Source organism: Exiguobacterium sp. FSL W8-0210 (assembly GCF_038006045.1).
Taxonomy (GTDB): domain Bacteria; phylum Bacillota; class Bacilli; order Exiguobacteriales; family Exiguobacteriaceae; genus Exiguobacterium_A.
Genome location: NZ_JBBOUK010000001.1, coordinates 89,008 through 113,279, shown reverse-complemented (window position 1 = coordinate 113,279; position 24,272 = coordinate 89,008). Strand labels below are relative to the sequence as shown.

At 49.3% G+C, this 24,272-nt stretch carries 23 protein-coding genes, 3 rRNA genes and 2 other annotated features; all 26 genes read right to left on the bottom strand.

Features of this window, described 5'->3' with window-relative positions; all coding sequences use genetic code 11:
• Positions 1–76: 76 nt before the first annotated feature.
• Entirely contained in the window at positions 77–673 is a 597-nt protein-coding gene (locus tag MKY22_RS00635) for a class I SAM-dependent methyltransferase (protein WP_023466614.1), read from the bottom strand.
• Between the two features lie 82 nt (positions 674–755).
• On the bottom strand, positions 756–1,124 hold the full coding sequence (rplL, locus tag MKY22_RS00630) for a 50S ribosomal protein L7/L12 (protein WP_341085850.1): 369 nt from the start codon (positions 1,122–1,124) through the stop codon (positions 756–758).
• A gap of 76 nt (positions 1,125–1,200) precedes the next feature.
• Positions 1,201–1,707: a 50S ribosomal protein L10 gene (rplJ, locus tag MKY22_RS00625; protein ID WP_023466611.1), complete on the bottom strand. Its 507-nt coding sequence runs from the start codon at positions 1,705–1,707 to the stop codon at positions 1,201–1,203.
• Between the two features lie 50 nt (positions 1,708–1,757).
• Positions 1,758–1,909 (bottom strand) — a sequence feature (ribosomal protein L10 leader region).
• 55 nt (positions 1,910–1,964) lie between these two features.
• A complete protein-coding gene (gene rplA, locus MKY22_RS00620; RefSeq protein ID WP_064300983.1) occupies positions 1,965–2,651 on the bottom strand; it encodes a 50S ribosomal protein L1 in 687 nt (228 codons plus the stop codon).
• A gap of 117 nt (positions 2,652–2,768) precedes the next feature.
• Positions 2,769–3,194, bottom strand: a complete 426-nt coding sequence (gene rplK / locus MKY22_RS00615; protein ID WP_023466609.1) for a 50S ribosomal protein L11 — start codon at positions 3,192–3,194, stop codon at positions 2,769–2,771.
• A gap of 149 nt (positions 3,195–3,343) precedes the next feature.
• The gene (nusG, locus tag MKY22_RS00610) at positions 3,344–3,895 is read right to left on the bottom strand and encodes a transcription termination/antitermination protein NusG (protein WP_023466607.1); all 552 of its coding nucleotides are present in this window, start codon (positions 3,893–3,895) and stop codon (positions 3,344–3,346) included.
• Positions 3,896–3,914: 19 nt separating this feature from the next.
• A complete protein-coding gene (gene secE / locus MKY22_RS00605; protein ID WP_023466605.1) occupies positions 3,915–4,085 on the bottom strand; it encodes a preprotein translocase subunit SecE in 171 nt (56 codons plus the stop codon).
• A gap of 44 nt (positions 4,086–4,129) precedes the next feature.
• Positions 4,130–4,276 carry a 50S ribosomal protein L33 gene (rpmG, locus tag MKY22_RS00600; RefSeq protein ID WP_023466603.1) on the bottom strand — a complete coding sequence of 49 codons (147 nt, stop codon included), beginning with the start codon at positions 4,274–4,276 and terminating at the stop codon, positions 4,130–4,132.
• Between the two features lie 155 nt (positions 4,277–4,431).
• Positions 4,432–5,073 (bottom strand): RNA polymerase sporulation sigma factor SigH, encoded by a 642-nt coding sequence (gene sigH / locus MKY22_RS00595; protein WP_341085843.1) that lies wholly within the window; start codon positions 5,071–5,073, stop codon positions 4,432–4,434.
• Between the two features lie 185 nt (positions 5,074–5,258).
• Positions 5,259–5,789, bottom strand: a complete 531-nt coding sequence (locus MKY22_RS00590) for an NYN domain-containing protein (protein WP_035413144.1) — start codon at positions 5,787–5,789, stop codon at positions 5,259–5,261.
• Positions 5,786–6,469 carry a 23S rRNA (guanosine(2251)-2'-O)-methyltransferase RlmB gene (gene rlmB, locus MKY22_RS00585; protein ID WP_369792041.1) on the bottom strand — a complete coding sequence of 228 codons (684 nt, stop codon included), beginning with the start codon at positions 6,467–6,469 and terminating at the stop codon, positions 5,786–5,788. Before rlmB ends, MKY22_RS00590 begins: the two co-directional genes overlap by 4 nt.
• 166 nt (positions 6,470–6,635) lie before the next feature.
• Complete coding sequence (locus MKY22_RS00580) at positions 6,636–7,040, bottom strand: Mini-ribonuclease 3 (protein WP_035413140.1); 405 nt, start codon at positions 7,038–7,040, stop codon at positions 6,636–6,638.
• Positions 7,037–8,434 (bottom strand): cysteine--tRNA ligase, encoded by a 1,398-nt coding sequence (gene cysS / locus MKY22_RS00575; protein WP_290780712.1) that lies wholly within the window; start codon positions 8,432–8,434, stop codon positions 7,037–7,039. Before cysS ends, MKY22_RS00580 begins: the two co-directional genes overlap by 4 nt.
• Positions 8,388–9,089, bottom strand: coding sequence for a serine O-acetyltransferase EpsC (gene epsC / locus MKY22_RS00570; RefSeq protein WP_155960240.1), 702 nt, complete (start codon positions 9,087–9,089; stop codon positions 8,388–8,390). The genes cysS and epsC overlap by 47 nt, the downstream gene beginning before the upstream one ends.
• Positions 9,090–9,116: 27 nt before the next feature.
• Positions 9,117–9,335 (bottom strand) — a binding site (T-box leader).
• Positions 9,335–10,783 carry a glutamate--tRNA ligase gene (gene gltX, locus MKY22_RS00565; RefSeq protein WP_290780714.1) on the bottom strand — a complete coding sequence of 483 codons (1,449 nt, stop codon included), beginning with the start codon at positions 10,781–10,783 and terminating at the stop codon, positions 9,335–9,337. (Overlaps the previous feature by 1 nt.)
• Positions 10,784–10,826: 43 nt before the next feature.
• The gene (ispF, locus tag MKY22_RS00560; RefSeq protein WP_214856806.1) at positions 10,827–11,309 is read right to left on the bottom strand and encodes a 2-C-methyl-D-erythritol 2,4-cyclodiphosphate synthase; all 483 of its coding nucleotides are present in this window, start codon (positions 11,307–11,309) and stop codon (positions 10,827–10,829) included.
• Positions 11,310–11,311: 2 nt separating this feature from the next.
• Positions 11,312–11,995, bottom strand: a complete 684-nt coding sequence (gene ispD / locus MKY22_RS00555; RefSeq protein ID WP_290780718.1) for a 2-C-methyl-D-erythritol 4-phosphate cytidylyltransferase — start codon at positions 11,993–11,995, stop codon at positions 11,312–11,314.
• A 132-nt stretch (positions 11,996–12,127) separates the two neighbouring features.
• Positions 12,128–13,213, bottom strand: coding sequence for a PIN/TRAM domain-containing protein (locus MKY22_RS00550; protein ID WP_290780721.1), 1,086 nt, complete (start codon positions 13,211–13,213; stop codon positions 12,128–12,130).
• A 127-nt stretch (positions 13,214–13,340) separates the two neighbouring features.
• A complete protein-coding gene (radA, locus tag MKY22_RS00545; RefSeq protein ID WP_029343076.1) occupies positions 13,341–14,717 on the bottom strand; it encodes a DNA repair protein RadA in 1,377 nt (458 codons plus the stop codon).
• A 76-nt stretch (positions 14,718–14,793) separates the two neighbouring features.
• A complete protein-coding gene (clpC, locus tag MKY22_RS00540) occupies positions 14,794–17,241 on the bottom strand; it encodes an ATP-dependent protease ATP-binding subunit ClpC (protein WP_023466588.1) in 2,448 nt (815 codons plus the stop codon).
• Positions 17,241–18,314, bottom strand: coding sequence for an ATP--guanido phosphotransferase (locus tag MKY22_RS00535; RefSeq protein WP_023466586.1), 1,074 nt, complete (start codon positions 18,312–18,314; stop codon positions 17,241–17,243). Before MKY22_RS00535 ends, clpC begins: the two co-directional genes overlap by 1 nt.
• Positions 18,307–18,735 (bottom strand): hypothetical protein, encoded by a 429-nt coding sequence (locus tag MKY22_RS00530; protein WP_029343073.1) that lies wholly within the window; start codon positions 18,733–18,735, stop codon positions 18,307–18,309. The genes MKY22_RS00535 and MKY22_RS00530 overlap by 8 nt, the downstream gene beginning before the upstream one ends.
• A 25-nt stretch (positions 18,736–18,760) precedes the next feature.
• Positions 18,761–19,216: a CtsR family transcriptional regulator gene (locus MKY22_RS00525; RefSeq protein WP_023466578.1), complete on the bottom strand. Its 456-nt coding sequence runs from the start codon at positions 19,214–19,216 to the stop codon at positions 18,761–18,763.
• 131 nt (positions 19,217–19,347) lie between these two features.
• Positions 19,348–19,463: ribosomal RNA gene (gene rrf, locus MKY22_RS00520) — 5S ribosomal RNA — on the bottom strand.
• Between the two features lie 47 nt (positions 19,464–19,510).
• A 23S ribosomal RNA gene (locus MKY22_RS00515) occupies positions 19,511–22,424 on the bottom strand.
• A 167-nt stretch (positions 22,425–22,591) separates the two neighbouring features.
• Positions 22,592–24,153: ribosomal RNA gene (locus MKY22_RS00510) — 16S ribosomal RNA — on the bottom strand.
• The 16S, 23S and 5S rRNA genes sit together here, the layout of an rRNA operon.
• Positions 24,154–24,272 lie beyond the last annotated feature (119 nt).

The window sequence follows — 24,272 nt, the reverse complement described above, 5'->3', positions numbered from 1 at the left end:
CCAAAAATCACTCCAATGGCATTTTATAATACTATCATAGACACAACATGCGGTCAACGACAAATCCTTCGATTTGTCAAGACCGAATTGATTTAAATATCGAGTACCCTTTATCGCGGGTAACTGTCTCACACATACCGAATACGTCTTCCATCAATTTCTTCGCTGATGGTCCACCTTGTTTCTTTTGAATGACGACCCAAAGCTCGCCGCCGACGACAAGGTGATCATACGCTTCCCGGAGAATACGATGAACGACCGTTTTTCCCGCCCGAATCGGTGGATTCGTCACGATCGCTGCGAATGTCGATTCGCCTACCCCATCATACCCGTCACTCACACCGGTCGTCACGGAAACACCGTTCGCGCGCGCATTGTCTGCCGCTAGTTCGAGCGCCCGTTCATTGACATCGATCAAGTGCGCCGGACGACCCGTCGACTTCGAAAGCGCGATGCCCATCGGTCCGTATCCGCAACCGACATCCAAGATGTCTCCCGCTACAGCCGGTTCCGTGAATGCCTCGATCAACAGACGGGAACCAAAATCGATTCCGTTCTTCGAAAAGACACCATGGTCCGATGTAAAGCGGAGCGTCTGACCACGCAGGACATATTCCCACGTCTTCGGATCTCGTTTCGATGAAGGGTCATTCGTATAATAATGATCCGCCATGTTTCCTTCCCCTCTCATGTAAAAGATGAAAACAAAAGAAGCTCGCAATGCGAGCTTCTCTTGTTTCTACGGAAGAAGAAAATTACTTAACTTCTACAGTAGCGCCAACTTCTTCAAGCTTAGCTTTCATTGCTTCAGCGTCTTCTTTCGAAACGCCTTCTTTAACTGGTGCTGGAGTTCCGTCTACGAGAGCTTTCGCTTCTTTAAGACCGAGACCAGTCAATTCGCGAACTGCTTTGATGACGTTGATTTTACCAGATCCAGCGTTAGTAAGGATAACGTCGAATTCAGTTTGCTCTTCAGCTGCTGCGCCTGCGCCAGCACCTGCAACTGCTACTGGAGCTGCTGCTGATACGCCGAATTCTTCTTCGATTGTTTTTACGAGTTCGTTAAGTTCAAGAACAGTCATGCCCTTGAGGTCTTCGATAAATTGCTCTTTGTTGAAAGCCATTATGGTTTTCCTCCTTTGATTTAGCCCACGTTGGGGTGTGAAAATTGTGTTGGTTGCCTATCCCGCTAAGCAGAAATTAAGCAGATTGTTCTTCTTTTTGCTCTGCGATTGCGTTCGTTGCCACCGCGAGTCCACGGATTGGCGCTTGAAGCACGCTGAGGAGCATCGAAAGGAGACCTTCGCGTGATGGAAGTTCCGCAAGGGCTTTGACATCTTCTACTGAAGTGACTTTGCCTTCGATGATACCACCTTTAAGTTCGAGAGCCTTGTGCGTTTTAGCGAAGTCGTTCAAGATCTTAGCTGGCGCGATAACGTCTTCATTGCTGAAGGCGATCGCACTAGGACCTGTGAAGACTTCATCAAGACCTTCGAGGTTGCTTTGAACTGCCGCGCGGCGGAGGAGACCGTTTTTGTAAACTTTGAATTCAACGCCCGCTTCGCGGAGTTGTTTACGAAGTTCAGTGACTTCTTCTACTGTGAGACCACGGTAGTCGACGACAACTGTTCCTGCGCTCGCTTGGAGTTTCTCAGCGATCTCAGATACGAGATCCGCTTTGACAGCGATAACTTTTTCGTTTGCCATTTCTGTTGCACCTCCTGGTAGATGAAATGTACCGGTGCGAGGGGCTGCTCGATTTCAAATAAAAAGCCTCCGTCTGCAGAGCAGAGGAGGCGTAATCGTCAAAAAGGATACCTGAACAAACAGGCTCTCTGAGCAAGAACACCTCGGAAGGATTTATGCCCATGTGAGCACCTTCTGTCTACGGTATGTCGAAATATATCAACGTTTTATACTGTAACAGCGTTCTTAGAACGTTGTCAAGTTCGTTTTAGACGAAATTATTTCGCGAAGTCAGCTGAAGATACTTTTACACCAGGACCCATTGTAGAAGCGATCGCGATGTTCTTAAGGTATACACCTTTAGCAGTAGCAGGCTTAACTTTTACGAGAGTTTCGATAACTGTGTTGATGTTATCAACGAGTTTCTCGTTATCGAATGATTTTTTACCGACAGGAACGTGGATGTTACCTGATTTGTCGACACGGTACTCAACTTTACCAGCTTTGATATCGTTGATTGCTTTTGTGACGTCAAATGTAACTGTACCTGTTTTCGGGTTTGGCATGAGGCCTTTTGGTCCGAGAACGCGACCAAGTTTACCAACTTCACCCATCATGTCTGGTGTCGCGACGATAACGTCGAAGTCGAACCATCCTTGTTGGATTTTGTTGATGTACTCAGCATCACCAGCGTAATCTGCTCCAGCAGCTTCCGCTTCTTTTAATTTCTCACCTTTCGCGAAGACGAGAACTTTTTGTGTTTTACCAGTACCGTGTGGCAATACGACTGCTCCACGGATTTGTTGGTCTGCTTTCTTCGGATCTACTCCGAGACGAACAGCCAATTCGATAGTCTCATCGAATTTCGCAGTTGCAGATTTTTTAGTCAAATCTACAGCTTCTGCGAGTTCGTATGAAACCGTACGATCGATAAGCTTAGCAGCTTCTTTGTACTTCTTACCCATTTTAGGTTCCTCCTTTGTGGTTGTGCGGAAAATCCTCCCACATAATGAAAGGGTAGCAGGCTTCAAGAAACTATCCGCCTGCGACCCTCATCGTTGTTCATGGTAATCAAAAAGACATTAGTCTTCGATTACGATACCCATAGAACGTGCAGTACCTTCAACCATCAACATTGCTGTTTCAACAGATGATGCGTTAAGGTCTGGCATTTTTGTTTCAGCGATTTCACGAACTTTGTCACGTTTGACAGTCGCTACTTTCTTACGGTTCGGTTCACCTGAACCACTCTCAATTCCAGCTGCTTTCTTCAAGAGAACTGCTGCTGGAGGAGTTTTAGTGATGAATGTGAATGAACGATCTTCAAAAACCGTGATGACTACAGGGATAATCAAGCCGGCTTGGTCTTGTGTACGAGCGTTGAACTCTTTACAGAAGCCCATGATGTTCACACCTGCTTGACCGAGTGCCGGTCCAACTGGTGGAGCTGGGTTTGCTTTGCCCGCAGGAATTTGAAGTTTTACGAGTTTCATAACCTTCTTCGCCACGAGACACACCTCCTTAATTCTTTAATGTGGTTTAATTGGACGTTGCGCGTCCTCCCACTCATTCTATTCGACGAGTTATTTATCGAAATAAGCACAACATCAAACACGAAAAATTGTATCATTAAAACAAAACATTCGCAATAGGAAACTTAATCGATTTTATCGACCTGTGCGAAATCAAGCTCGACCTTCGTTTCGCGACCGAACATATCAACAGAGACTTTCATTTTCTCAGCATCTGTATCAAGCTCCTCGATCGTACCTTCGAGATTTTCGAAAGCTCCTTCTTTGATTCGGACGATTTGTCCGAGTGAGAAGTCGTAACGGCTCTTCAGATCGACGAGACCCATTGATCCAAGGATGTTTTCTGCTTCTTCCGGAAGGAGCGGTGTCGGTTTTGAACCGCCGCCGACTGATCCGAGGAAGCCCGTGACGTTCGGAGTATTCCGGACGACATACCAGGAATCATCCGTCATGACCATCTCAACGAGGACATACCCCGGGAAGATCTTGACTTCACGTTCCTTGATTTTCGTTTCTCCCTTTTTGTTCGTTACTTCTTCTTGTACCGTTTCAATCGGAACGAGTACACGGAAGATTTTTTCGTCCATGTTCATGGATTCAATCCGACGTTCAAGGTTCGCCTTGACGTTATTTTCGAATCCGGAATACGTTTGGACGACAAACCATTGTTTCTCCATGGTAGGCCACCTCTTCTTTTTACTTAATCAACCAGCTCATCAATGCGCTAAGCCCTGAATCGACGCCGAAGATGAAGACACCCATGAAGATCACCATACCGATGACCGTCAATGTGTATTTCGTCAGCTCTTTCCGTTTTGGCCAGCTCGTCTTTTTCAATTCATTCCATACGTCACGCAAAAATTTCATCGTACTTTCCCTCCAGGATGTAATAAATCGGGACAGATGAAGCCTTATTTCGCTTCTTTATGAATCGTATGCGCGTTACAACGACGGCAGAATTTCTTCAATTCCAAGCGGACAGTGACGTCCTCTTTTTTCATCGTCGTATAGTCGCGGGCACCGCAATTATCACAAGCAAGGCCTACTTTCTTCGCCATCTCAAAGTCCTCCTTCTTTGCCACTCTTCTCTTCTGTTGAGGTACTTTCCTTCCGAAAAAGAGCGTAAAAAAAAACGCCTATGAGCGGCGTCTCGCTAGTAAGGCGCTAGTTATACAGTAGCATAGGAAGGGATTACGGTCAATCTACCTCTCTGTTAGACCGTCATCTTTCGTGCTTCGAGATAACGCTCAAGCTTGCGCTTGACGCGTTGCAAGGCATTGTCGATCGATTTGACATGACGATCGAGGTCGTCAGAGATTTCCTGATACGTCCGTCCGTCAAGATAGAGCGCGAGGACTTTGCGTTCAAGGTCGCTTAAAATTTCATCTATCTTCGATTCAATGTCTGCATATTCTTCCCGGTTGACGATCAAGATTTGTGGGTCAGAAGGTGCTGTCGACGTAATGATATCGAGTAACGTCCGCTCCGATTCATCGTCATAGATCGGTTTATCGAGTGAGATGTAAGAGTTCAACGGGATATGTTTCTGACGTGTCGCCGTCTTGATCGCAGTGATCATCTGTCTCGTAATGCATAATTCGGCAAATCCTTTAAACGAGGCAAGCTTATCCGTTCGGTAATCCCGTACCGCCTTATAGAGACCGATCATTCCTTCTTGAATGATGTCTTCGCGGTCTGCCCCGATCAAAAAGTAAGAACGGGCTTTGGCGCGCACGAAATTTCGATACCGCTCGATCAAAAATTCGAGCGCATCGCTGTTGTCGAACTCTTTCGCTTGTTCTACAAGCGCTTCATCGGTCATGCACCCAAACTGGTCGAACGAAACCAAACTCATCCTGTATCCCTCCAAGCATCATTGACGAATAGTTCAATTGTTTTTAATTATACAATAATTACCTGTCGCACGACAATGAAAATTGGCATGACCTCTTTTGTTGTATCCAAAATGTATCTTTTCATAAAAAACACCGTTCTTCCAAAGTAGGAAAAACGGTGATTTGCTCATGCGAATGGTTCATATCATGTATCTGAATTCTTTCGACGACGGATCGCTTCTAAACGTGCGACGACGTCTTCTGGTAAATCAATCTTCGAGCGCGGTTGAGCCGTCGTCTTCGCAGACGTCGTCTGTTGTTTGATGACAGCGACTGCCGCTTTCCACTCTCGCCGGAGCTCTTGCGCCGATATGCGGAGTGCTCCGAGCGTGAAGATGACCCACTGCTCCGTATAATCATTCGTCGCTACCGTTAACTTGACCCGGATATCTTGTAGCCAATCAGCAGCTGTCTTTTCAATCCATTCATCTGCCGTCTCGTTCTCCCGTGTGTAGACGATATCAATCCCGCTTTTTTGCATCCGGGATTCACGTCCCGGTTGAAGATAGGCATCGAAGACGATCGTAACGCTGAGACCTGTGACAGCTTGGTATTCCGCCATCGCATGAATCAGCCGTTCCCGTGCCAATTCAAAATCTTGCTCCCGCAACGTCCGAAATTCTGGCCATGCGCCAATGATATTATAGCCATCTACGATGAGACGATCATATTTCATCGCGCATACGGCTTTCTAGTCCGGTAGACTTCATATAGTAATAACGAAGCAGCAACCGATGCGTTGAGCGATGTGACATGTCCCGCCATCGGGAGGTGGACGAGGAAATCACATTTCTCACGGACGAGCCGGCTCATTCCTTTTCCTTCACTTCCAATGACGATTCCGAGTGGCATCGTCCCATCAAGTGTCCGGTAGTCATCACTTTCGCGCGCATCCGTTCCGACGAACCAGATGCCTTGTTTCTTTAGATCCTCCATCGTCCGCGCAAGGTTCGTCACGCGAACGACAGGAATATGTTCGATCGCGCCTGTTGATGCTTTTGCGACGACTTGCGTCAATCCGACTGATCGACGCTTCGGAATGATGATCCCGTGTGCCCCGACAGCATCTGCTGTCCGCAAGATTGATCCGAGATTATGCGGATCCTCGAGTTCATCGAGTAGGATCAAGAGCGGTGTTTCGTCCTTTTGACGCGCGAGCTCAAAGATGTCTTCCATCTCGGCGTACTCATACGCCGCTACCGCTGCGACGACACCTTGGTGATTTTCCGTTCCGGCTAAACCCGTTAACCGCGAACGCGGGACGAGCTGGATTTGAATCCCTGCTTCCTGCGCCATCGCGTGGATGACGGCAAGTGGTCCTTTTTGTTGTCCTTCCTGCAGAAACAGCTTGTTCATCTCTCGTCCGCTCCGTAATGCTTCTAGAACCGGATTTCGACCCGACAAGAAATCTTGTCCTTCTTCGAGCGGTTCGATCGCGACTGGCTGTTCCTTGACCGGAGCGGCTTTTCGTTTCTCTTGTGCTGGACGCTGTGCCTTCGTTTTTGGCTTCGCGCTTGTAGCCTTAGGATTCGTCTGTTTTTTCGGCTTCGAGTAATTCGAACGCTTGTCCGATGAGTTCTTCAAGGCGATCCCCTCCTTCTGAAAGATAAATATAACCGAGTAATGCTTCAAATGCTGTCGCGTAGCGATACGTGTGGACGTCTGTACTCTTCGGGATGGAACCGGATTTCGCGTTCTTCCCGCGCCGGACGACCGCTGCCTCTTCTTCCGTCAACGCATCCGTGTTCAACCAGTGCGTCACGACCGTCGCTTGTGCTTGTGCCCGAACGTACCGGACAGCTGCTTTGTGCAACTCGCCCGGCTTCACATAACCTTGTTCGAGCAATCGCTCCCGCACACGAATCTCATAGACGACATCGCCCATGTACGCTAACGCGAGTGCATTCAGTTGTTTGTAGTTCTTCATCCGCGCTTCCACCGCATCCCTTGTGCTGTATCTTCGAGCAGAATGCCTTGGTCACGTAGTTGGTCGCGGATTGCGTCCGCTCGTGCGAAGTCACGATTTTGACGGGCTGTGTTCCGCTCTTCGATCAACTGTTCGACTTCTTCATCGAGTAAGCCTTTATCAACTGTCAACGTCACACCTAGGACGCCTGATAATTCCGAGAAGAGTGCGAGGAACTGTTCGAGAACCTGTTTCGATACATGCGCTTCTCCGAGGTATAGGTTGGCTTCTTTCGAGAGATCAAACAAATCCGTCACCGCGTTCGCTGTATTGAAATCATCATCCATCGATGTGATGAAGTGTTCCTTGATTGCCGCTAGACGATTCAACCACTTCTCTTCACCTGTTCCGAGATCAGCCGTCATGTCAAGTCGGTGTTCAATGTTTGCGACCGACTCCCGGATCCGTGCGAGACCATTCGCTGCTTGGTCGATCAGTTCACGACTGTAGTTGATCGGATGACGATATTGAACCGACAACATGAAGAATCGTAACACCATCGGATCGACCGCTTGGATTGCTTCATGGACCGTCAGGAAGTTACCGAGCGACTTCGACATCTTCTCATTTTCGATGTTCAAGAACCCGTTATGCATCCAGTAGTTCGCGAACTTCTGAGAATTGCATGCTTCCGACTGAGCGATCTCATTCTCATGGTGCGGGAACTTCAAGTCTTGTCCACCGGCATGGATATCGATCGTCTCTCCGAGGTATTTCTTCGCCATCGCCGAGCACTCGATGTGCCAGCCTGGTCGCCCTTCGCCCCACGGACTCGTCCATGCCGGCTCGCCTGGTTTTGCTGCTTTCCAGAGCACGAAATCAAGCGGATCTTCTTTTTTCTCTCCGACTTCGATTCGTGCACCTGCACGCAACTCGTCGATCGACTGTTGGCTTAATTGTCCGTAATCCTTGAAACTACGCGTCCGGAAGTAGACATCCCCGCTTGAAGCGTAGGCATTGCCTTTTTCAACAAGGACTTCGATGAATGCGATGATATCGTCCATCGTTTCCGTGACGAGTGGATGGATGTCCGCTTTTTGGACATTCAAGGCGCCCGTATCCGCGTGATAAGCTTCAATGAAACGTTTCGTCAACGCATGATAATCTTCTCCGAGTTCGTTTGCTGTCCGGATGATCTTATCGTCGACGTCCGTGAAGTTCGAGACGTATTTGACCTCATATCCGCGGTATGTGAAGTAGCGACGGACTGTATCGAAGACGATCGCTGGACGTGCATTGCCGATATGAATGTAGTTGTAAACCGTCGGACCACAGACATACATCTTGACCTTTCCTTCTTCTAATGGTTTAAATGGTTCCTTTTTTCCGGTCATGCTGTTGTACAGTTGAATCATGACGTCGCCCTCCTTTAATCCGTTCAATTTCTTGTTTTAATACTTCTAGTTCCATTTCAATCCGCTCTTGGCATTCGCTGACCGGATCCGGGAAACGATGATCAAGTGGTGCTTCGACCTTCATGCCGTCTTGAATGACGACACGTCCCGGAATGCCGACGACGGTCGCATTTGGAGGAACGTGTTTTAAGACGACGGAACTGGCACCGATTTTTGAGTATGCCCCGATCGTGATATCACCTAGGACACGAGCACCGGCAGAGACAAGTACGCCGTCTTCAATCGTCGGATGACGCTTTCCTGTTTCTTTCCCCGTTCCGCCGAGTGTCACGCCTTGAAACAACGTGACGTCATCGCCAATGATCGTCGTCTCACCAATGACGACACCCATCCCATGGTCAATAAAGAATCGGCGTCCAATCGTCGCTCCTGGATGAATCTCGATGCCTGTCAAAAAGCGACTGAATTGCGAAATCAATCGACCGAGCAAGCGAAACTTCGCGTTCCAGAGCCGATGGGCCAGGCGATGCATCCAAATCGCATGTAAGCCCGGGTATGTCAAAATGACTTCTAACGTGCTGCGGGCAGCTGGATCTTGCTCAAACACATTGCGGATATCTTCTCGCATCCGTGTCATATACGTTCTCCTTTCCATAAGAAAAAGCGCCTCCATGCATTGCTGCACAGAGACGCTAACGAAGCGCGGTCCCACTCTGTTTGGACGATTGACTCGTCCCTCTCGACGTCCGTTAACGCCGGAGATACGTCTGCGCCTACTCTCACGGATTTCGGGCAGCACTCAGAGGGGCATTTCATGATTCGCTTCTTCAAGCCCTCGCACCATTCGAGCTTGTCTCTGGAGAAGAAGACTCATCGTTACTTTCCTCGTCTACGCTTTCGTTATTCTGCTTCAAGCCGTGCAAGCACACGGTCTTTTCCTAGTAAATGAATCGTGTTCGGGAGTTCTGGACCATGCGTCTGTCCTGTCGTCGCGACACGAATTGGCATGAATAAGTTCTTTCCTTTTTGACCAGTCGCTTTTTGCGTCGCTTTGATCGATGCTTTAATTGCTTCTGGTGTCCACTCTTCGAGAGCACGTAACTGGTTCGCGAATTCTGCAAGTACAGTCGGAACCGTCTCGCCACTCAAGACAGTGTTTGCCTCTTCATCATACACCACTTCGTCCTCAAAGAACATCTCTGAAAGCTTGACGATTTCCGCGCCATGCGTCATCTGTTCGCGGTATAACGCGACGAGATCACGTGCCCAAGCGAGCTCTTCTTCTGAAGGTGACGCTTCGATGCGACCTGCTTCTTGTAGGAACGGAAGACTGGCTTCGAATACTTCTTCGAACGATTGATGTTTCATGTACTGGCTATTGATCCAAGCCAATTTGTTTTGGTCAAAGACAGCTGGACTCTTCGATAGACGATCCGCGTCAAAGATTTCGATGAACTCTTCTTTTGTGAAGATCTCTTGTTCGCCGACTGGTGACCAACCGAGAAGCGTGATGAAGTTGAGCAATGCTTCCGGGAGATAACCGAGCTCTTTATACTGCTCGATATACTGAATGATCGAGTGATCACGTTTCGAGAGTTTCTTGTGTGATTCGTTGACGATCAATGTCATGTGACCGAACGTCGGGTATTCCCAACCGAACGCATCATAGATCATCATCTGTTTCGGTGTGTTCGAAATATGATCATCCCCACGAAGAACATGACTGATCGCCATCAAGTGATCGTCGATGACGACGGCAAAGTTATACGTCGGAATGCCGTCTTTTTTGACGATGACCCAGTCACCGAAGTCTTTTGATTCGAATGAGACGTCGTCTTTAACGATATCATTCCATGTATACGTGACATCTTCCGGTACACGAATCCGAATGGACGGTGTGCGACCTTCTGCGCGGAACGCTTCTTCTTGTTCTGCTGTCAGGTTACGGTGTGCCCCTGAGTAACGTGGTGCTTCTCCACGTGCGATTTGTGCTTCGCGTTCTGCTTCGAGCTCTTCCGATGTCATGTAGCAACGGTAAGCAAGTCCTTTTTCAAGTAACTCGTCCGTGTACTTTTGATAGATATCGAGACGCTCCATTTGTGAATAAGGACCGTACTCGCCACCGCGATCTGGACCTTCGTCCCAATCGACACCGAGCCACTCGAGGTTCTTCATTTGACTCTCGACACCGCCTGCGATGTTCCGCTTTTGGTCCGTATCCTCGATTCGTAATACCATCTTACCGCCTAAGTGGCGCGCAAACAGATAGTTAAATAATGCAGTCCGGGCATTCCCGATATGCAAGTGTCCTGTTGGACTTGGGGCATAACGTACTCGTACTTCTGCCATTGCCAATCACTCCTTCGACTAAAATTCGCTTATCTAGTATACCTTATTCTTCGATTCGTTTCAGTAGAATCACTGCTTGACAAGCGATTCCCTCTTCTCGCCCCGTAAAACCTAACCATTCCGTTGTCGTTGCCTTGACATTGATCTGTTCAATGTCCGCTTCGAGTAATTCCGCGATTCGCGCACGCATCGTGTCGATGTACGGACGAAGCTTTGGTGCCTGTGCGATGACTGTCGCATCTAGGTTGCCAAGCGCGTAGCCCTGTTGTTTAACGAGCGCGTAGACATGCTGCAGCAATTTTGCTGAATCGGCATCCTTGAATTCCGGATCCGTGTCCGGAAAATGTTTTCCGATATCTCCTGCTGCGATTGCACCAAGTGCCGCGTCGGCAATCGTATGTAACAAGACGTCTGCATCCGAATGACCGAGCAATCCTTTCGTGTGCGGAATCTCGATGCCGCCTAAAATCAATTTCCGATCCTCTGCAAAGGCATGTACATCAAAACCTTGTCCAATTCGAATCATCGTCATTTCCCTCGTTTCATTAGAATCGCTTCACCGAACCATAGATCGTCCGGTGTCGTCATCTTGATATTTTCGTAGTGACCGTGGACGATCGTTACTTTTCCTCCGTCCCATTCTATCAAACTTGCATCATCGGTTCCTAGGTATTTCGTTGTCGCTTTTTCGTGAACCGTGCGAATCGTCGCAAGATCAAACGCTTGTGGTGTCTGCGCTGCCATCAGGTGTTCCCGCGGGACGGTCTCGCTGATATGGTTCGCTTCAACCCGTTTGACGGTGTCTTTGATCGGCACGGCAAGAATCGCTGCCTGATCTAGGACAGCCGCCTGGACGACCGCATGAATCGCTGCTTGTGAAATAAACGGTCGGGCCCCATCATGGATCAGAACGATTCCTTCGCCTTCTAACGCTTCAAGACCACGGAGCACACTTTCCTGACGTTCGGTACCACCCGCGACAAGTCTAATCGATGTCTTATAAGACGCGATAATACTTGTAAACCATTCCTGTTCTAGTGGATTGATCGCGAGGACGATTTCCGTACATGCCGGATCTGCCTCGAAGACATCCAGTGTCCAAGCAATGATTGGACGGTCTCTTAGTTCAAGCATCAATTTATTACGATCTGCGCCCATCCGCTTACCGGCACCGGCAGCGGGGATGACGACGCGATATGTGGCTGTAGACATCCCATTCCCTCTTTTCTCTCTCACTGATCATCGTGATCCATTCCATCACACCGAAAACGGACTCGATCATGAAATCGAATCCGTTGCGGGGTCTATCCGAATGCCTCTCGATGTCTCTCTAGGCATAGTGTCTCATTTTTCTTGTGGTTTCGCAAAAATCATTCGTCCAGCTGACGTCTGCAAGACACTCGTGACGACAACGCCAATCGTTTTCGAAATGAGGTGTTTTCCGCCTTCGACGACGACCATCGTCCCATCTTCGAGATAGGCAATGCCCTGTTTTTGTTCTTTTCCTTCCTTGATGACAAGAACGGTCATCTCTTCTCCTGGAATGACGACTTGTTTGACGGCATTCGCCAGGTCATTGATGTTAAGAACAGGAACATGTCGGACTTCACAGACTTTGTTCAAGTTATAGTCGTTCGTGACGACGATCCCTTTGACGAGTTCCGCGAGTTTAATCAGTTTGATGTCTACTTCCGGTACATCCTCGAAGTCGCCATCGTAAATTTCGACCTCAACACCGGGAATCTCTTGTAACTCTTTTAAGACATCGAGTCCACGACGTCCACGGTTTCGTTTCAACGTGTCCGAAGAATCGGCGATGTACTGCAACTCCCCAATGACGAATTGCGGAACGATCAGCTTTCCTTCGACGAAACCGGTCTTCGTGATATCCGTGATCCGCCCGTCGATGATGACGCTCGTATCGAGTACCTTACTGTTTGACTTAACTGGGGCGACGACTTCAGGTGCCGTCTTTTTCTCACTTTGGTTGCTACGTAAGAAGATTTTCGTCAATTCATGACGTTTACGATACCCGACTGTAAAGCCGAGATATCCGAATAACGCGGTCACGAAGATCGTTAAGACATTACTGAGGACAGGAATACCTACCAAATCAATCAATGTACTGACGAGGAAAGCCAGTACCAACCCAATCAACAAACCAAATGTTCCAAAAAAGAGATCTGCCACTGGGGCTTTGACGAGCCGTTCTTCTAAAAATCGGAGAAGTCGAATTACCGAATCCGTAATGAATAATCCAATTAATAAGAATATGAGTGCACCAATCGTTCCAGTTACGTATTCGCTCATCAACCACGAGGGGAATGTCGTATTCGTTGCCGTTTCAATTAATTGGAAGAACTGAGGAAGCAACAAGATCCCGAGGGCAAGTCCGAGTAATGCAAAAAATACCCGAATGACGATTTTCAATCTTCTCACCTCCTTTGCTTATTTTAAGTTCATTGTAACATGTACTGATTTGAACTACCTACGCCGGAAGGAGGGGAAACTGTTTACATATCCATTACAGTTCCCCCATTTTTTGCGTCATTCCAGCTTAAAACGGAATCGTTTCACGTAATGCTTCATCCACACTCTCGACACCGACGACCGTAATCCCGTCCGGATACGTCCAACCACCCAAGTTGTTTTTCGGAATGATCGCCCTCGTGAAACCGAGTTTAGCTGCTTCTGCTACACGTTGTTCAATCCGCGATACACGGCGAACCTCACCTGTCAATCCGACTTCACCAATGACGACATCCGTCGGACGCGTCGGCTTGTCACGGAAACTAGAAGCAATTGCCACACAAACGGCCAAGTCAATCGCCGGTTCATCAAGCTTCACACCACCGGCTGCCTTGAGGTACGCATCTTGTGTCTGAAGGAGAAGACCCGACCGTTTCTCAAGCACAGCCATCAATAAGGCTACCTTGTTTTGATCGATTCCGGTCGCCATCCGTCTTGGATTTCCGAATGACGTCGGTGAAATCAGTGCTTGCAGTTCGACAAGGACCGTCCGTGTCCCTTCCATGGAAGCGACGATCGTCGAACCGGATACACCGGACGTCCGCTCCTCGAGGAAAATTTCTGACGGATTCAAGACCTCTTCAAGACCAGACTCCCGCATCTCAAAAATTCCGATCTCATTCGTTGAACCAAATCGGTTTTTGACGGCACGCAGAATCCGGAACGTATGGTGACGTTCGCCTTCGAAATACAAGACAGCATCCACCATGTGCTCCAGTAAACGTGGTCCAGCAATCGAACCCTGTTTCGTGACGTGACCGACGATGAAGATCGCAATACCGCGACTCTTCGCAATTTTCATCAGCATCGCCGTACATTCACGTACCTGTGTCACGCTCCCGGGTGCGGACTGGATTTCATCAATGTAGACGGTTTGAATCGAGTCGATGATTAAAAAACGTGGCTGTTCTTCATCGACGACACGTTCAATCATGTTCATGTCCGTCTCACTCAGGACGAACAAATCCTGTGTCGGTAAGCCAAGCCGTTCCGCGCGCAATTTCGTTTGTTTGAGCGATTCTTCTCCTGAGATGTAGAGCACTTTTTCGCCGCGTTGGGCAAGACGTGCGCTCGTCTGCAATAAGATCGTCGACTTCCCGATCCCCGGATCTCCTCCAACAAGCACCATCGAACCTGGAACGATACCGCCTCCGAGGACACGGTCGAATTCACCACTTCCGGTAAAGACGCGACTCTCTTCTTGCGAGACGATGTTCGCGAGGCGCTCTGGCTTCAATTGTTTTGTCGTCGTATGAACGAAAGCAGCACCGCGCCGCCCTTTTTTCTCTTCGACGACTTCTTCGACCATCGTGTTCCATTCTCCGCACCCGGAACAACGTCCCATCCATTTCGGGGATTCGGTCCCACAGCTTTGACAAACGAATTTTGTTTTTAACTTAGCCAATCGATTCATCCTTTCTGTTTCAAAAAAAGAACCAGCTTCGCTCAGAAAGTGCGAAAGCTGGCCCTGTGCTCAGTGCTTATTCCGTTGCGGCAGAACTTACGTGATTCCGGCGAACGATGAATTCGTTCTCTTCGACATCAAGCGCAACACGTTCTCCTTTTTGGATATCGCCTGCGAGCAATGCTTCTGACAACCGGTCTTCCGCTTCCCGTTGAAGGGCACGACGGATTGGACGTGCGCCGTACTCTGGATCGTATCCGATATCGGCAATCTTCGAGAGGGCAGCTGGTGTCAATTCGAAATGAATTTCCTGTTCAGCCAAACGTTTTTCAAGGGTTTTCGCCATCAACTTCACGATCTCTTCGATGTGTTGTTTCTCGAGTGAGTGGAAGACGATCGTTTCATCAATCCGGTTCAAGAACTCTGGACGGAACGCCCGTTTGAGTTCTTCCATGACTTTATCTTTCATGTCTTTGTATTCGCGATCCGTATCTTCAGAAACAGCGAATCCGACATATTTATTACGTTTAAGGGCACTTGCACCGACGTTCGATGTCATGACGATGATCGTGTTACGGAAATCAACCGTCCGACCTTTCGAGTCTGTTAAGCGTCCATCATCAAGTACTTGCAAGAGAATGTTGAAGACTTCCGGGTGCGCCTTCTCGATTTCATCAAGTAAGATGACCGAGTATGGTTTCCGACGAACTTTTTCCGTCAATTGACCGCCTTCTTCGTAACCGACATATCCTGGAGGTGAACCGACGAGACGGCTCGTTGCATGTTTCTCCATGTACTCTGACATGTCGATCCGGATGATCGCATCCTCATCTCCGAACATCGCTTCGGCAACCGCACGGGCAAGTTCTGTCTTACCAACCCCAGTAGGACCGAGGAAGATGAACGAACCAATCGGACGTTTTGGATCTTTGAGTCCAGCACGTGCGCGACGGATGGCTTTTGAAATTGATTTAACGGCTTCATTTTGTCCGATGACACGATCGTGAAGGATTTCTTCGAGGCGAAGGAGACGATCCGTCTCTTCTTCCGCGATCTTCGTGACCGGTACACCTGTCCAGTTGGCAACGACTTGTGCGATGTCATCTTTTGTGACTTCAAGTTTTTCGTTGCCTTGTTTATTCTGCCATTCCTCTTTCAAACGCTCAAGCTCATCGCGTAATTTTTGTTCCGTATCGCGGAGGCTTGCTGCTTTTTCGAACTCTTGGCTTTGGACCGCTTCGTCCTTGTCCTTACGGATACCTTCGAGTTTTGCTTCGACTTCTTTTAAGTTCGGTGGTGCTGTGTATGAACGCAACCGAACTTTCGATGCCGCTTCATCAATCAAATCGATTGCTTTATCCGGAAGGAAACGATCCGAAATGTATCGATCTGACAATGTGACGGCTTCTTGAATCGCTTCGTCTGTGATCGTCACACGGTGGTGTGCTTCATAACGATCGCGAAGACCAAATAGGATTTGTGTTGCTTCATCCGTTGTTGGCTCTGCGACTTGGATCGGTTGGAAACGACGTTCGAGTGCCGCATCTTTCTCGATGTATTTCCGGTACTCATCAAGAGTCGTTGCTCCGATACACTGGAGTTCGCCTCGTGCGAGCGATGGTTTAAGGATGTTAGATGCATCGATCGCACCTTCTGCTCCACCCGCTCCGATCAATGTATGCAACTCATCGATGAAGAGAATGATGTTCCCCGCTTGACGAATCTCATCCATGACCTTTTTCAAACGATCTTCGAATTCACCACGGTATTTCGTACCAGCGACAAGTGTCCCCATGTCGAGTACCATAACACGTTTATTGCGTAACGTCTCCGGTACTTCATTGTTGATTATTTGTTGAGCGAGACCTTCGACGACAGCCGTTTTACCGACCCCTGGTTCCCCGATCAAGACCGGGTTATTTTTCGTACGGCGGCTCAAGACTTCGATGACACGTTGAATTTCTTTCGCACGACCGATAACTGGATCAAGACGTGTTTCGCGCGCTTGTTGTGTCAAATCACGAGCAAGACCATCAAGTGTTGGTGTTGCGACACCTGAACCTGCTTGCGACGCGTTTGCTGTCGTTTCGCTGTTCCCGAGCAACTGGAGTACTTGCTGACGGGCTTTTGAAAGACTGATGCCTAAGTTATTCAAGACACGAGCAGCAACGCCCTCTCCTTCTCGGATCAATCCGAGCAAGAGGTGTTCTGTCCCGACGTAAGAGTGACCTAGTTTACGTGCCTCATCCATTGATAACTCAATGACTTTTTTCGCACGTGGTGTATAGTGAATCGTCGTTGCTCCATCTTGTCCGCGACCGATTAATGCTTCGACTTCCATCTGAATTTTATCTGAACTGAGACCGAGTGCTGTTAAGGCTTTCGCAGCGATTCCGTCTCCTTCACGTACAAGTCCGAGTAAAATGTGTTCTGTTCCGATATTGTGGTGCCCCAACCGTACTGCCTCTTCTTGAGCAAGTGCCAATACACGTTGTGCACGTTCTGTGAATCGTCCAAACATCATTATGCAAAACCTCCTTGTGTGTGATCCCTGTTTGTCTGTTCGGTTAACATCGTCCGGATTCGTTTCGCCCGTTCGATGTCCCGTTCTCTAGATGTTAATTGTTTCCCGAAATGCTTTTGTAGAAAACCTGTTTGTAATGAAACGAGCAGTTGATGAAAAAGATTTGGAGGCAGATTGACCTCTAGTCCCAGACTGTCTGCTAAGCGAACATCCGATAGTCGTTCCGTTGCTTCCCGCGCTGTAATCAGTCGAGCTGATGTCAGGATACCGTAGGAACGATATAGTCTGTCCTCTAGTTCTTCTTGATACATCTCCAATAATCCTTTTCGTGCTGCCTGTTCTGCTTCAATTAATGCTTCGACGGCAAATTGATAGTCCGTGATCAGCATATCCTCACTTGCCCCAAGCGTCCGTTGGTTCGAAAGTTGGAACATGCGACCAGAGGCATCGCTTCCCTCTCCGTAACGCCCACGAATCGCGAATCCGAGCTGTCGTAAGTGTTTGATATAGCCTTGAATCTGATTCGTCAGGACCAGTCCCGGTAAGTGCAACATCACGGAAGCACGAAGACCTGTTCCGACGTTACTCGGACATGTCGTTAAATAACCAAGCGTATCATCAAAAGCAATTTTAAATCGTTCACTGATCAAGCGATCGACTTGTTTTGCAATCCGAAACGCTTCTTCAAGCTGTAGCCCAGGTAATAATGTCTGGATTCGAAAATGATCCTCTTCGTTTACCATGACACTGATCTGCTCATCCTCACTAATGAAGAGTCCTGTCCGTGGATGACTTGCTAACGCTGGACTGATCAGATGCTTTTCCACTAAAGCGGTTCGCGTCAGAACATCTGCTTGATCGACGCGACCAAACCGGAACCCTTTCATCCCGTTTAGTTGGCGTTCGGTCTCTTCAATGAGCGCATTCGCTTGTGCTTCTGACAACATCGTTGAGAACGGATAACGTGTCGTATTACGCGCCAACCGGATCCGTGTCGAAACGACGATGTCGTCAAAGGGAGAAGATTGATTCATCGATTCGCTTAAAGGGTGTTGGAGCAACTCTTCAAACATGACGCAAATCCTCCTCGACACTCTCAATCTGTTGTTTTATGATTTCTGCTTCTTCATAATCTTCTGCTAAGATTTTGCGGTTAAGTTGTTCTTTCAATCGACTGAGCTGCTGGTTTAATCGTTTTTCAACGGATTCCTCATCAGGCCGTGAGCCATAATGTTGCGTATGACCGTGTTGGAACTGACGAACCATGCCGTCGACTTCGTCTTTAAAAAATGAATAACAAGTCGGGCAACCGACTTTACGAAGATGAAGCAATTGTTGACGGGTCATACCACAAGACGGACACGCCGTCCCTTGATATTCACGTGCTAACTCCCGTACACAAACCGAGCATAAGAACTTCTCATCGGTTTCTGACTCTTGTGGGAGTTTGACACGGACGATTGCTTCTCGTTCGCCACATCGTTGACAACGCATCGTGCATTCCTCCAATGTCCGACGACTAGAGTCGCTTCATGGTTTGAAGAAGCGTCCGCATCAAGTGGGCACGCATCCGGTGTTGATCTTCGACCGCCATTGGCAAACTCTCTTTTTGCAACAGCGATTGAATCAAAATAGCTTCCCGCCGCGTCAGTAATTGTTCGTTCATCAAACGAATCAAATAATCTTCTGCAGCTTGTTCCGTCAAATGATCACCGATCCATGAACTGACTTCGTCTAATAGATCGTGACTATCGAGCACAACGATTTTTTGAATCCGAATGTATCCACCGCCGCCCCGCTTACTTTCAACAAAATAACCCTTTTCGACCGTAAAACGAGTATTAATGACGTAATTGATTTGTGATGGAACACAGTCAAAACGTTGTGCAATTTCTTGACGTTTGATTTCAATCGTCTTTTCGTCGTGTAAAATTTGCTTTAAATAGGCTTCGATGATATCTGTGATGTTTTGCATTGGCACCACCTCTCTGACCATCTTTGACTATTGTTTGATTTAATAGTAATCATCTAAAAAAAGAAATGCAACTGATAAGGCTTTTTAGAAAACACAAAAAGACCGACCTGCAATCTGCAGATCGGTCAAGTGCCTGGCAACGTCCTATCCTCACAGGGGGAAGCCCCCAACTACTTTCGGCGTTCAAGTGCTTAACTTCCGTGTTCGGCATGGGAACGGGTGTGACCACTTGGCTATCGTCACCAGACGATCGGGCTCGCGCCCTCAAAACTGAAGTCATCAACAAGCATCTGCTAGAACAAGGCCTCGACCGATTAGTATCACTCAGCTCCACATGTCGCCATGCTTCCACCCGTGACCTATCTACCTCATCGTCTCTGAGGGGTCTTTCTTGATTACTCAAAGGGAAATCTCATCTTGGAGGGGGCTTCATGCTTAGATGCTTTCAGCATTTATCCCGTCCGCACGTAGCTACCCAGCGATGCTCCTGGCGGAACAACTGGTACACCAGCGGTGCGTCCATCCCGGTCCTCTCGTACTAAGGACAGCTCTCCTCAAATTTCCTGCGCCCACGACGGATAGGGACCGAACTGTCTCACGACGTTCTGAACCCAGCTCGCGTACCGCTTTAATGGGCGAACAGCCCAACCCTTGGGACCTACTCCAGCCCCAGGATGCGATGAGCCGACATCGAGGTGCCAAACCTCCCCGTCGATGTGGACTCTTGGGGGAGATCAGCCTGTTATCCCCAGGGTAGCTTTTATCCGTTGAGCGATGGCCCTTCCATGCGGAACCACCGGATCACTAAGCCCGACTTTCGTCCCTGCTCGACTTGTAGGTCTCGCAGTCAAGCTCCCTTCTGCCTTTGCGCTCTACGAATGATTTCCAACCATTCTGAGGGAACCTTTGGGCGCCTCCGTTACTGTTTAGGAGGCGACCGCCCCAGTCAAACTACCCGCCTGACACGGTCCTCCAGCCGGATCACGGCTGCGAGTTAGAGACTCTATGCATGAAGGGCGGTATCCCAAGGGTGACTCCTCCGAAGCTGGCGCTCCGGGCTCGACGTCTCCCGCCTATCCTGTACATCATGCACAAAGCCTCAATATCAGGCTGTAGTAAAGCTCCATGGGGTCTTTCCGTCCTGTCGCGGGTAACCTGCATCTTCACAGGTACTATGATTTCACCGGGTCTCTCGTTGAGACAGTGCCCAAATCGTTACGCCTTTCGTGCGGGTCGGAACTTACCCGACAAGGAATTTCGCTACCTTAGGACCGTTATAGTTACGGCCGCCGTTTACTGGGGCTTCGGTTCAAAGCTTCGCTTGCGCTAACCCATCCCCTTAACCTTCCAGCACCGGGCAGGCGTCAGCCCCTATACGTCATCTTGCGATTTAGCAGAGACCTGTGTTTTTGCTAAACAGTCGTTTGGGCCTATTCACTGCGGCTCTACTCATGTAGAGCGTCCCTTCTCCCGAAGTTACGGGACCATTTTGCCGAGTTCCTTAACGAGAGTTATCCCGCGCGTCTTAGAATTCTCATCTCGCCTACCTGTGTCGGTTTACGGTACTGGCGCCTTCCCCCTCACTAGAGGCTTTTCTTGGCAGTGTGAAATCGTGACCTACGTCCCTACGGGACTCCGCGTCGTTCCTTGACTTTGATGTCTGACGGATTTGCCAATCAGACGGTCTTGAAACTTGCACATGCACTTCCATCCGCATGCGTCACTATCCTCCTGCGTCCCCCCATTGTTCAAACGGTGGATCGGCGGTACAGGAATATCAACCTGTTATCCATCGCCTACGCCTTTCGGCCTCGGCTTAGGTCCAGACTAACCCTGAGCGGACGAGCCTTCCTCAGGAAACCTTGGGCTTTCGACGGAGGGGATTCTCACCCCTCTTTTCGCTACTCACACCGGCATTCTCACTTCCAAACGCTCCACTGCTCCTTCCGGTACAGCTTCACAGCGGTTTGGAACGCTCCCCTACCATTCCTTACGGAATCCGCAGCTTCGGTGGTATGTTTAGCCCCGTTACATTTTCGGCGCGGCGCCACTCGACTAGTGAGCTATTACGCACTCTTTGAATGGTGGCTGCTTCTAAGCCAACATCCTAGCTGTCTAGGCAGCGCCACATCCTTTTCCACTTAACATACACTTTGGGACCTTAGCTGGCGGTCTGGGCTGTTTCCCTCTTGACTACGGATCTTATCACTCGCAGTCTGACTCCCGAGTATAAGTTGCTGGCATTCGGAGTTTAACTGAATTCGGTAACCCTGTGGGGGCCCCTAGTCCAATCAGTGCTCTACCTCCAGAACTCTCAACCTCGAGGCTAGCCCTAAAGCTATTTCGGGGAGAACCAGCTATCTCCAGGTTCGATTGGCATTTCACCGCTACCCACACCTCATCCCCGCACTTTTCAACGTGCGTGGGTTCGGACCTCCAGTCAGTGTTACCTGACCTTCATCCTGGACATGGGTAGATCACCTGGTTTCGGGTCTACGACAACGCACTGAACGCCCTGTTCAGACTCGCTTTCGCTACGGCTCCGCCTCATCGGCTTAACCTCGCGCGTTATCGTAACTCGCCGGTTCATTCTACAAAAGGCACGCCATCACCCGTTAACGGGCTCTGACTACTTGTAGGCATACGGTTTCAGGATCTATTTCACTCCCCTTCCGGGGTGCTTTTCACCTTTCCCTCACGGTACTGGTTCACTATCGGTCACTAGGGAGTATTTAGCCTTGGGAGATGGTCCTCCCGGATTCCGACGGGGTTTCACGTGTCCCGCCGTACTCAGGATCCACTCTGGAGGGAAAACAGTTTCAGCTACAGGGCTGTCACCTTCTTCGGCCGACCTTTCCAGGTCCTTCACCTACTGTCTTCCTTTTTGACTCCGTATAGAGTGTCCTACAACCCCGAAGAGCATGCTCTCCGGTTTGGGCTGTTCCCGTTTCGCTCGCCGCTACTCAGGGAATCGCATTTGCTTTCTCTTCCTCCGGGTACTTAGATGTTTCAGTTCCCCGGGTCTGCCTCACGTTACACTATGTATTCATGTAACATGTCCCATCCCATTACGGATGGTGGGTTCCCCCATTCGGAAATCTTCGGATCAAAGCATACTTACTGCTCCCCGAAGCATATCGCTGTTCGTCGCGTCCTTCATCGGCTCCTAGTGCCAAGGCATCCACCGTACGCCCTTCATACCTTGATCTAGCGTTGGTATTCTAAGAACACACGTCTTAAATGACATGGTTAATTAAAAGTTTGATGTCTTGTTGATGTCTTCAGTTTTCAAGGTGCGAGTGTCTCTTACGAGACTGAGAGACGAGCTCTCAAAACTGAACGATGGGCATGTCCCGTAAGGGACGTTTTCCTTAGAAAGGAGGTGATCCAGCCGCACCTTCCGATACGGCTACCTTGTTACGACTTCACCCCAATCATCTACCCCACCTTCGACGGCTGGCTCCTTACGGTTACCTCACCGGCTTCGGGTGTTGCAAACTCTCGTGGTGTGACGGGCGGTGTGTACAAGACCCGGGAACGTATTCACCGCAGTATGCTGACCTGCGATTACTAGCGATTCCGACTTCATGCAGGCGAGTTGCAGCCTGCAATCCGAACTGGGAACGGCTTTATGGGATTGGCTCCACCTCGCGGTCTCGCTGCCCTTTGTACCGTCCATTGTAGCACGTGTGTAGCCCAACTCATAAGGGGCATGATGATTTGACGTCATCCCCACCTTCCTCCGGTTTGTCACCGGCAGTCTCCCTAGAGTGCCCAACTGAATGCTGGCAACTAAGGATAGGGGTTGCGCTCGTTGCGGGACTTAACCCAACATCTCACGACACGAGCTGACGACAACCATGCACCACCTGTCACCATTGTCCCCGAAGGGAAAACTTGATCTCTCAAGCGGTCAATGGGATGTCAAGAGTTGGTAAGGTTCTTCGCGTTGCTTCGAATTAAACCACATGCTCCACCGCTTGTGCGGGTCCCCGTCAATTCCTTTGAGTTTCAGCCTTGCGGCCGTACTCCCCAGGCGGAGTGCTTAATGCGTTAGCTTCAGCACTGAGGGGCGGAAACCCCCCAACACCTAGCACTCATCGTTTACGGCGTGGACTACCAGGGTATCTAATCCTGTTTGCTCCCCACGCTTTCGCGCCTCAGCGTCAGTTACAGACCAAAGAGTCGCCTTCGCCACTGGTGTTCCTCCACATCTCTACGCATTTCACCGCTACACGTGGAATTCCACTCTTCTCTTCTGTACTCAAGCCTTCCAGTTTCCAATGGCCCTCCCCGGTTGAGCCGGGGGCTTTCACATCAGACTTAAAAGGCCGCCTGCGCGCGCTTTACGCCCAATAATTCCGGACAACGCTTGCCACCTACGTATTACCGCGGCTGCTGGCACGTAGTTAGCCGTGGCTTTCTCGTAAGGTACCGTCAAGGTACGAGCATTCCCTCTCGTACGTGTTCTTCCCTTACAACAGAGTTTTACGATCCGAAAACCTTCATCACTCACGCGGCGTTGCTCCATCAGACTTTCGTCCATTGTGGAAGATTCCCTACTGCTGCCTCCCGTAGGAGTCTGGGCCGTGTCTCAGTCCCAGTGTGGCCGATCACCCTCTCAGGTCGGCTATGCATCGTCGCCTTGGTGGGCCGTTACCCCACCAACTAGCTAATGCACCGCAAGGCCATCTCAAGGTGACGCCGGAGCGCCTTTCATCAACGGACCATGCGGTCCGATGAACTATCCGGTATTAGCTCCGATTTCTCGGAGTTATCCCAATCCTTGAGGCAGGTTCCTTACGTGTTACTCACCCGTCCGCCGCTCATTCCACTGCCTTCCCTCCGAAGAGTTCCGTCAGTTTCCTGCGCTCGACTTGCATGTATTAGGCACGCCGCCAGCGTTCGTCCTGAGCCAGGATCAAACTCTCCATGAAGTGTTTGACTTGCTCGTTTTTGTGACCGAAGTCACGATTGACGAAGCTTGCGCTTCATTCGTTTTTGTATTCCGTAGAATACGATTTTTGCCTCATCGTTCAGTTTTCAAAGTTCGTCA

What these genes read in the sequence shown, in the direction of transcription:
- MKY22_RS00635 (WP_023466614.1), bottom strand. Translation starts at nt 673, where the DNA reads ATGGCGGATCATTATTATACGAATGACCCTTCATCGAAACGAGATCCG.
- rplL (WP_341085850.1), bottom strand. Translation starts at nt 1,124, where the DNA reads ATGGCTTTCAACAAAGAGCAATTTATCGAAGACCTCAAGGGCATGACT.
- rplJ (WP_023466611.1), bottom strand. Translation starts at nt 1,707, where the DNA reads ATGGCAAACGAAAAAGTTATCGCTGTCAAAGCGGATCTCGTATCTGAG.
- rplA (WP_064300983.1), bottom strand. Translation starts at nt 2,651, where the DNA reads ATGGGTAAGAAGTACAAAGAAGCTGCTAAGCTTATCGATCGTACGGTT.
- nusG (WP_023466607.1), bottom strand. Translation starts at nt 3,895, where the DNA reads ATGGAGAAACAATGGTTTGTCGTCCAAACGTATTCCGGATTCGAAAAT.
- secE (WP_023466605.1), bottom strand. Translation starts at nt 4,085, where the DNA reads ATGAAATTTTTGCGTGACGTATGGAATGAATTGAAAAAGACGAGCTGG.
- rpmG (WP_023466603.1), bottom strand. Translation starts at nt 4,276, where the DNA reads ATGGCGAAGAAAGTAGGCCTTGCTTGTGATAATTGCGGTGCCCGCGAC.
- sigH (WP_341085843.1), bottom strand. Translation starts at nt 5,073, where the DNA reads ATGAGTTTGGTTTCGTTCGACCAGTTTGGGTGCATGACCGATGAAGCG.
- MKY22_RS00590 (WP_035413144.1), bottom strand. Translation starts at nt 5,789, where the DNA reads ATGAAATATGATCGTCTCATCGTAGATGGCTATAATATCATTGGCGCA.
- rlmB (WP_369792041.1), bottom strand. Translation starts at nt 6,469, where the DNA reads ATGAACAAGCTGTTTCTGCAGGAAGGACAACAAAAAGGACCACTTGCC.
- MKY22_RS00580 (WP_035413140.1), bottom strand. Translation starts at nt 7,040, where the DNA reads ATGAAGAACTACAAACAACTGAATGCACTCGCGTTAGCGTACATGGGC.
- cysS (WP_290780712.1), bottom strand. Translation starts at nt 8,434, where the DNA reads ATGATTCAACTGTACAACAGCATGACCGGAAAAAAGGAACCATTTAAA.
- epsC (WP_155960240.1), bottom strand. Translation starts at nt 9,089, where the DNA reads ATGGAAAGGAGAACGTATATGACACGGATGCGAGAAGATATCCGCAAT.
- gltX (WP_290780714.1), bottom strand. Translation starts at nt 10,783, where the DNA reads ATGGCAGAAGTACGAGTACGTTATGCCCCAAGTCCAACAGGACACTTG.
- ispF (WP_214856806.1), bottom strand. Translation starts at nt 11,309, where the DNA reads ATGATTCGAATTGGACAAGGTTTTGATGTACATGCCTTTGCAGAGGAT.
- ispD (WP_290780718.1), bottom strand. Translation starts at nt 11,995, where the DNA reads ATGTCTACAGCCACATATCGCGTCGTCATCCCCGCTGCCGGTGCCGGT.
- clpC (WP_023466588.1), bottom strand. Translation starts at nt 17,241, where the DNA reads ATGATGTTTGGACGATTCACAGAACGTGCACAACGTGTATTGGCACTT.
- MKY22_RS00535 (WP_023466586.1), bottom strand. Translation starts at nt 18,314, where the DNA reads ATGTTTGAAGAGTTGCTCCAACACCCTTTAAGCGAATCGATGAATCAA.
- MKY22_RS00530 (WP_029343073.1), bottom strand. Translation starts at nt 18,735, where the DNA reads ATGCGTTGTCAACGATGTGGCGAACGAGAAGCAATCGTCCGTGTCAAA.
- MKY22_RS00525 (WP_023466578.1), bottom strand. Translation starts at nt 19,216, where the DNA reads ATGCAAAACATCACAGATATCATCGAAGCCTATTTAAAGCAAATTTTA.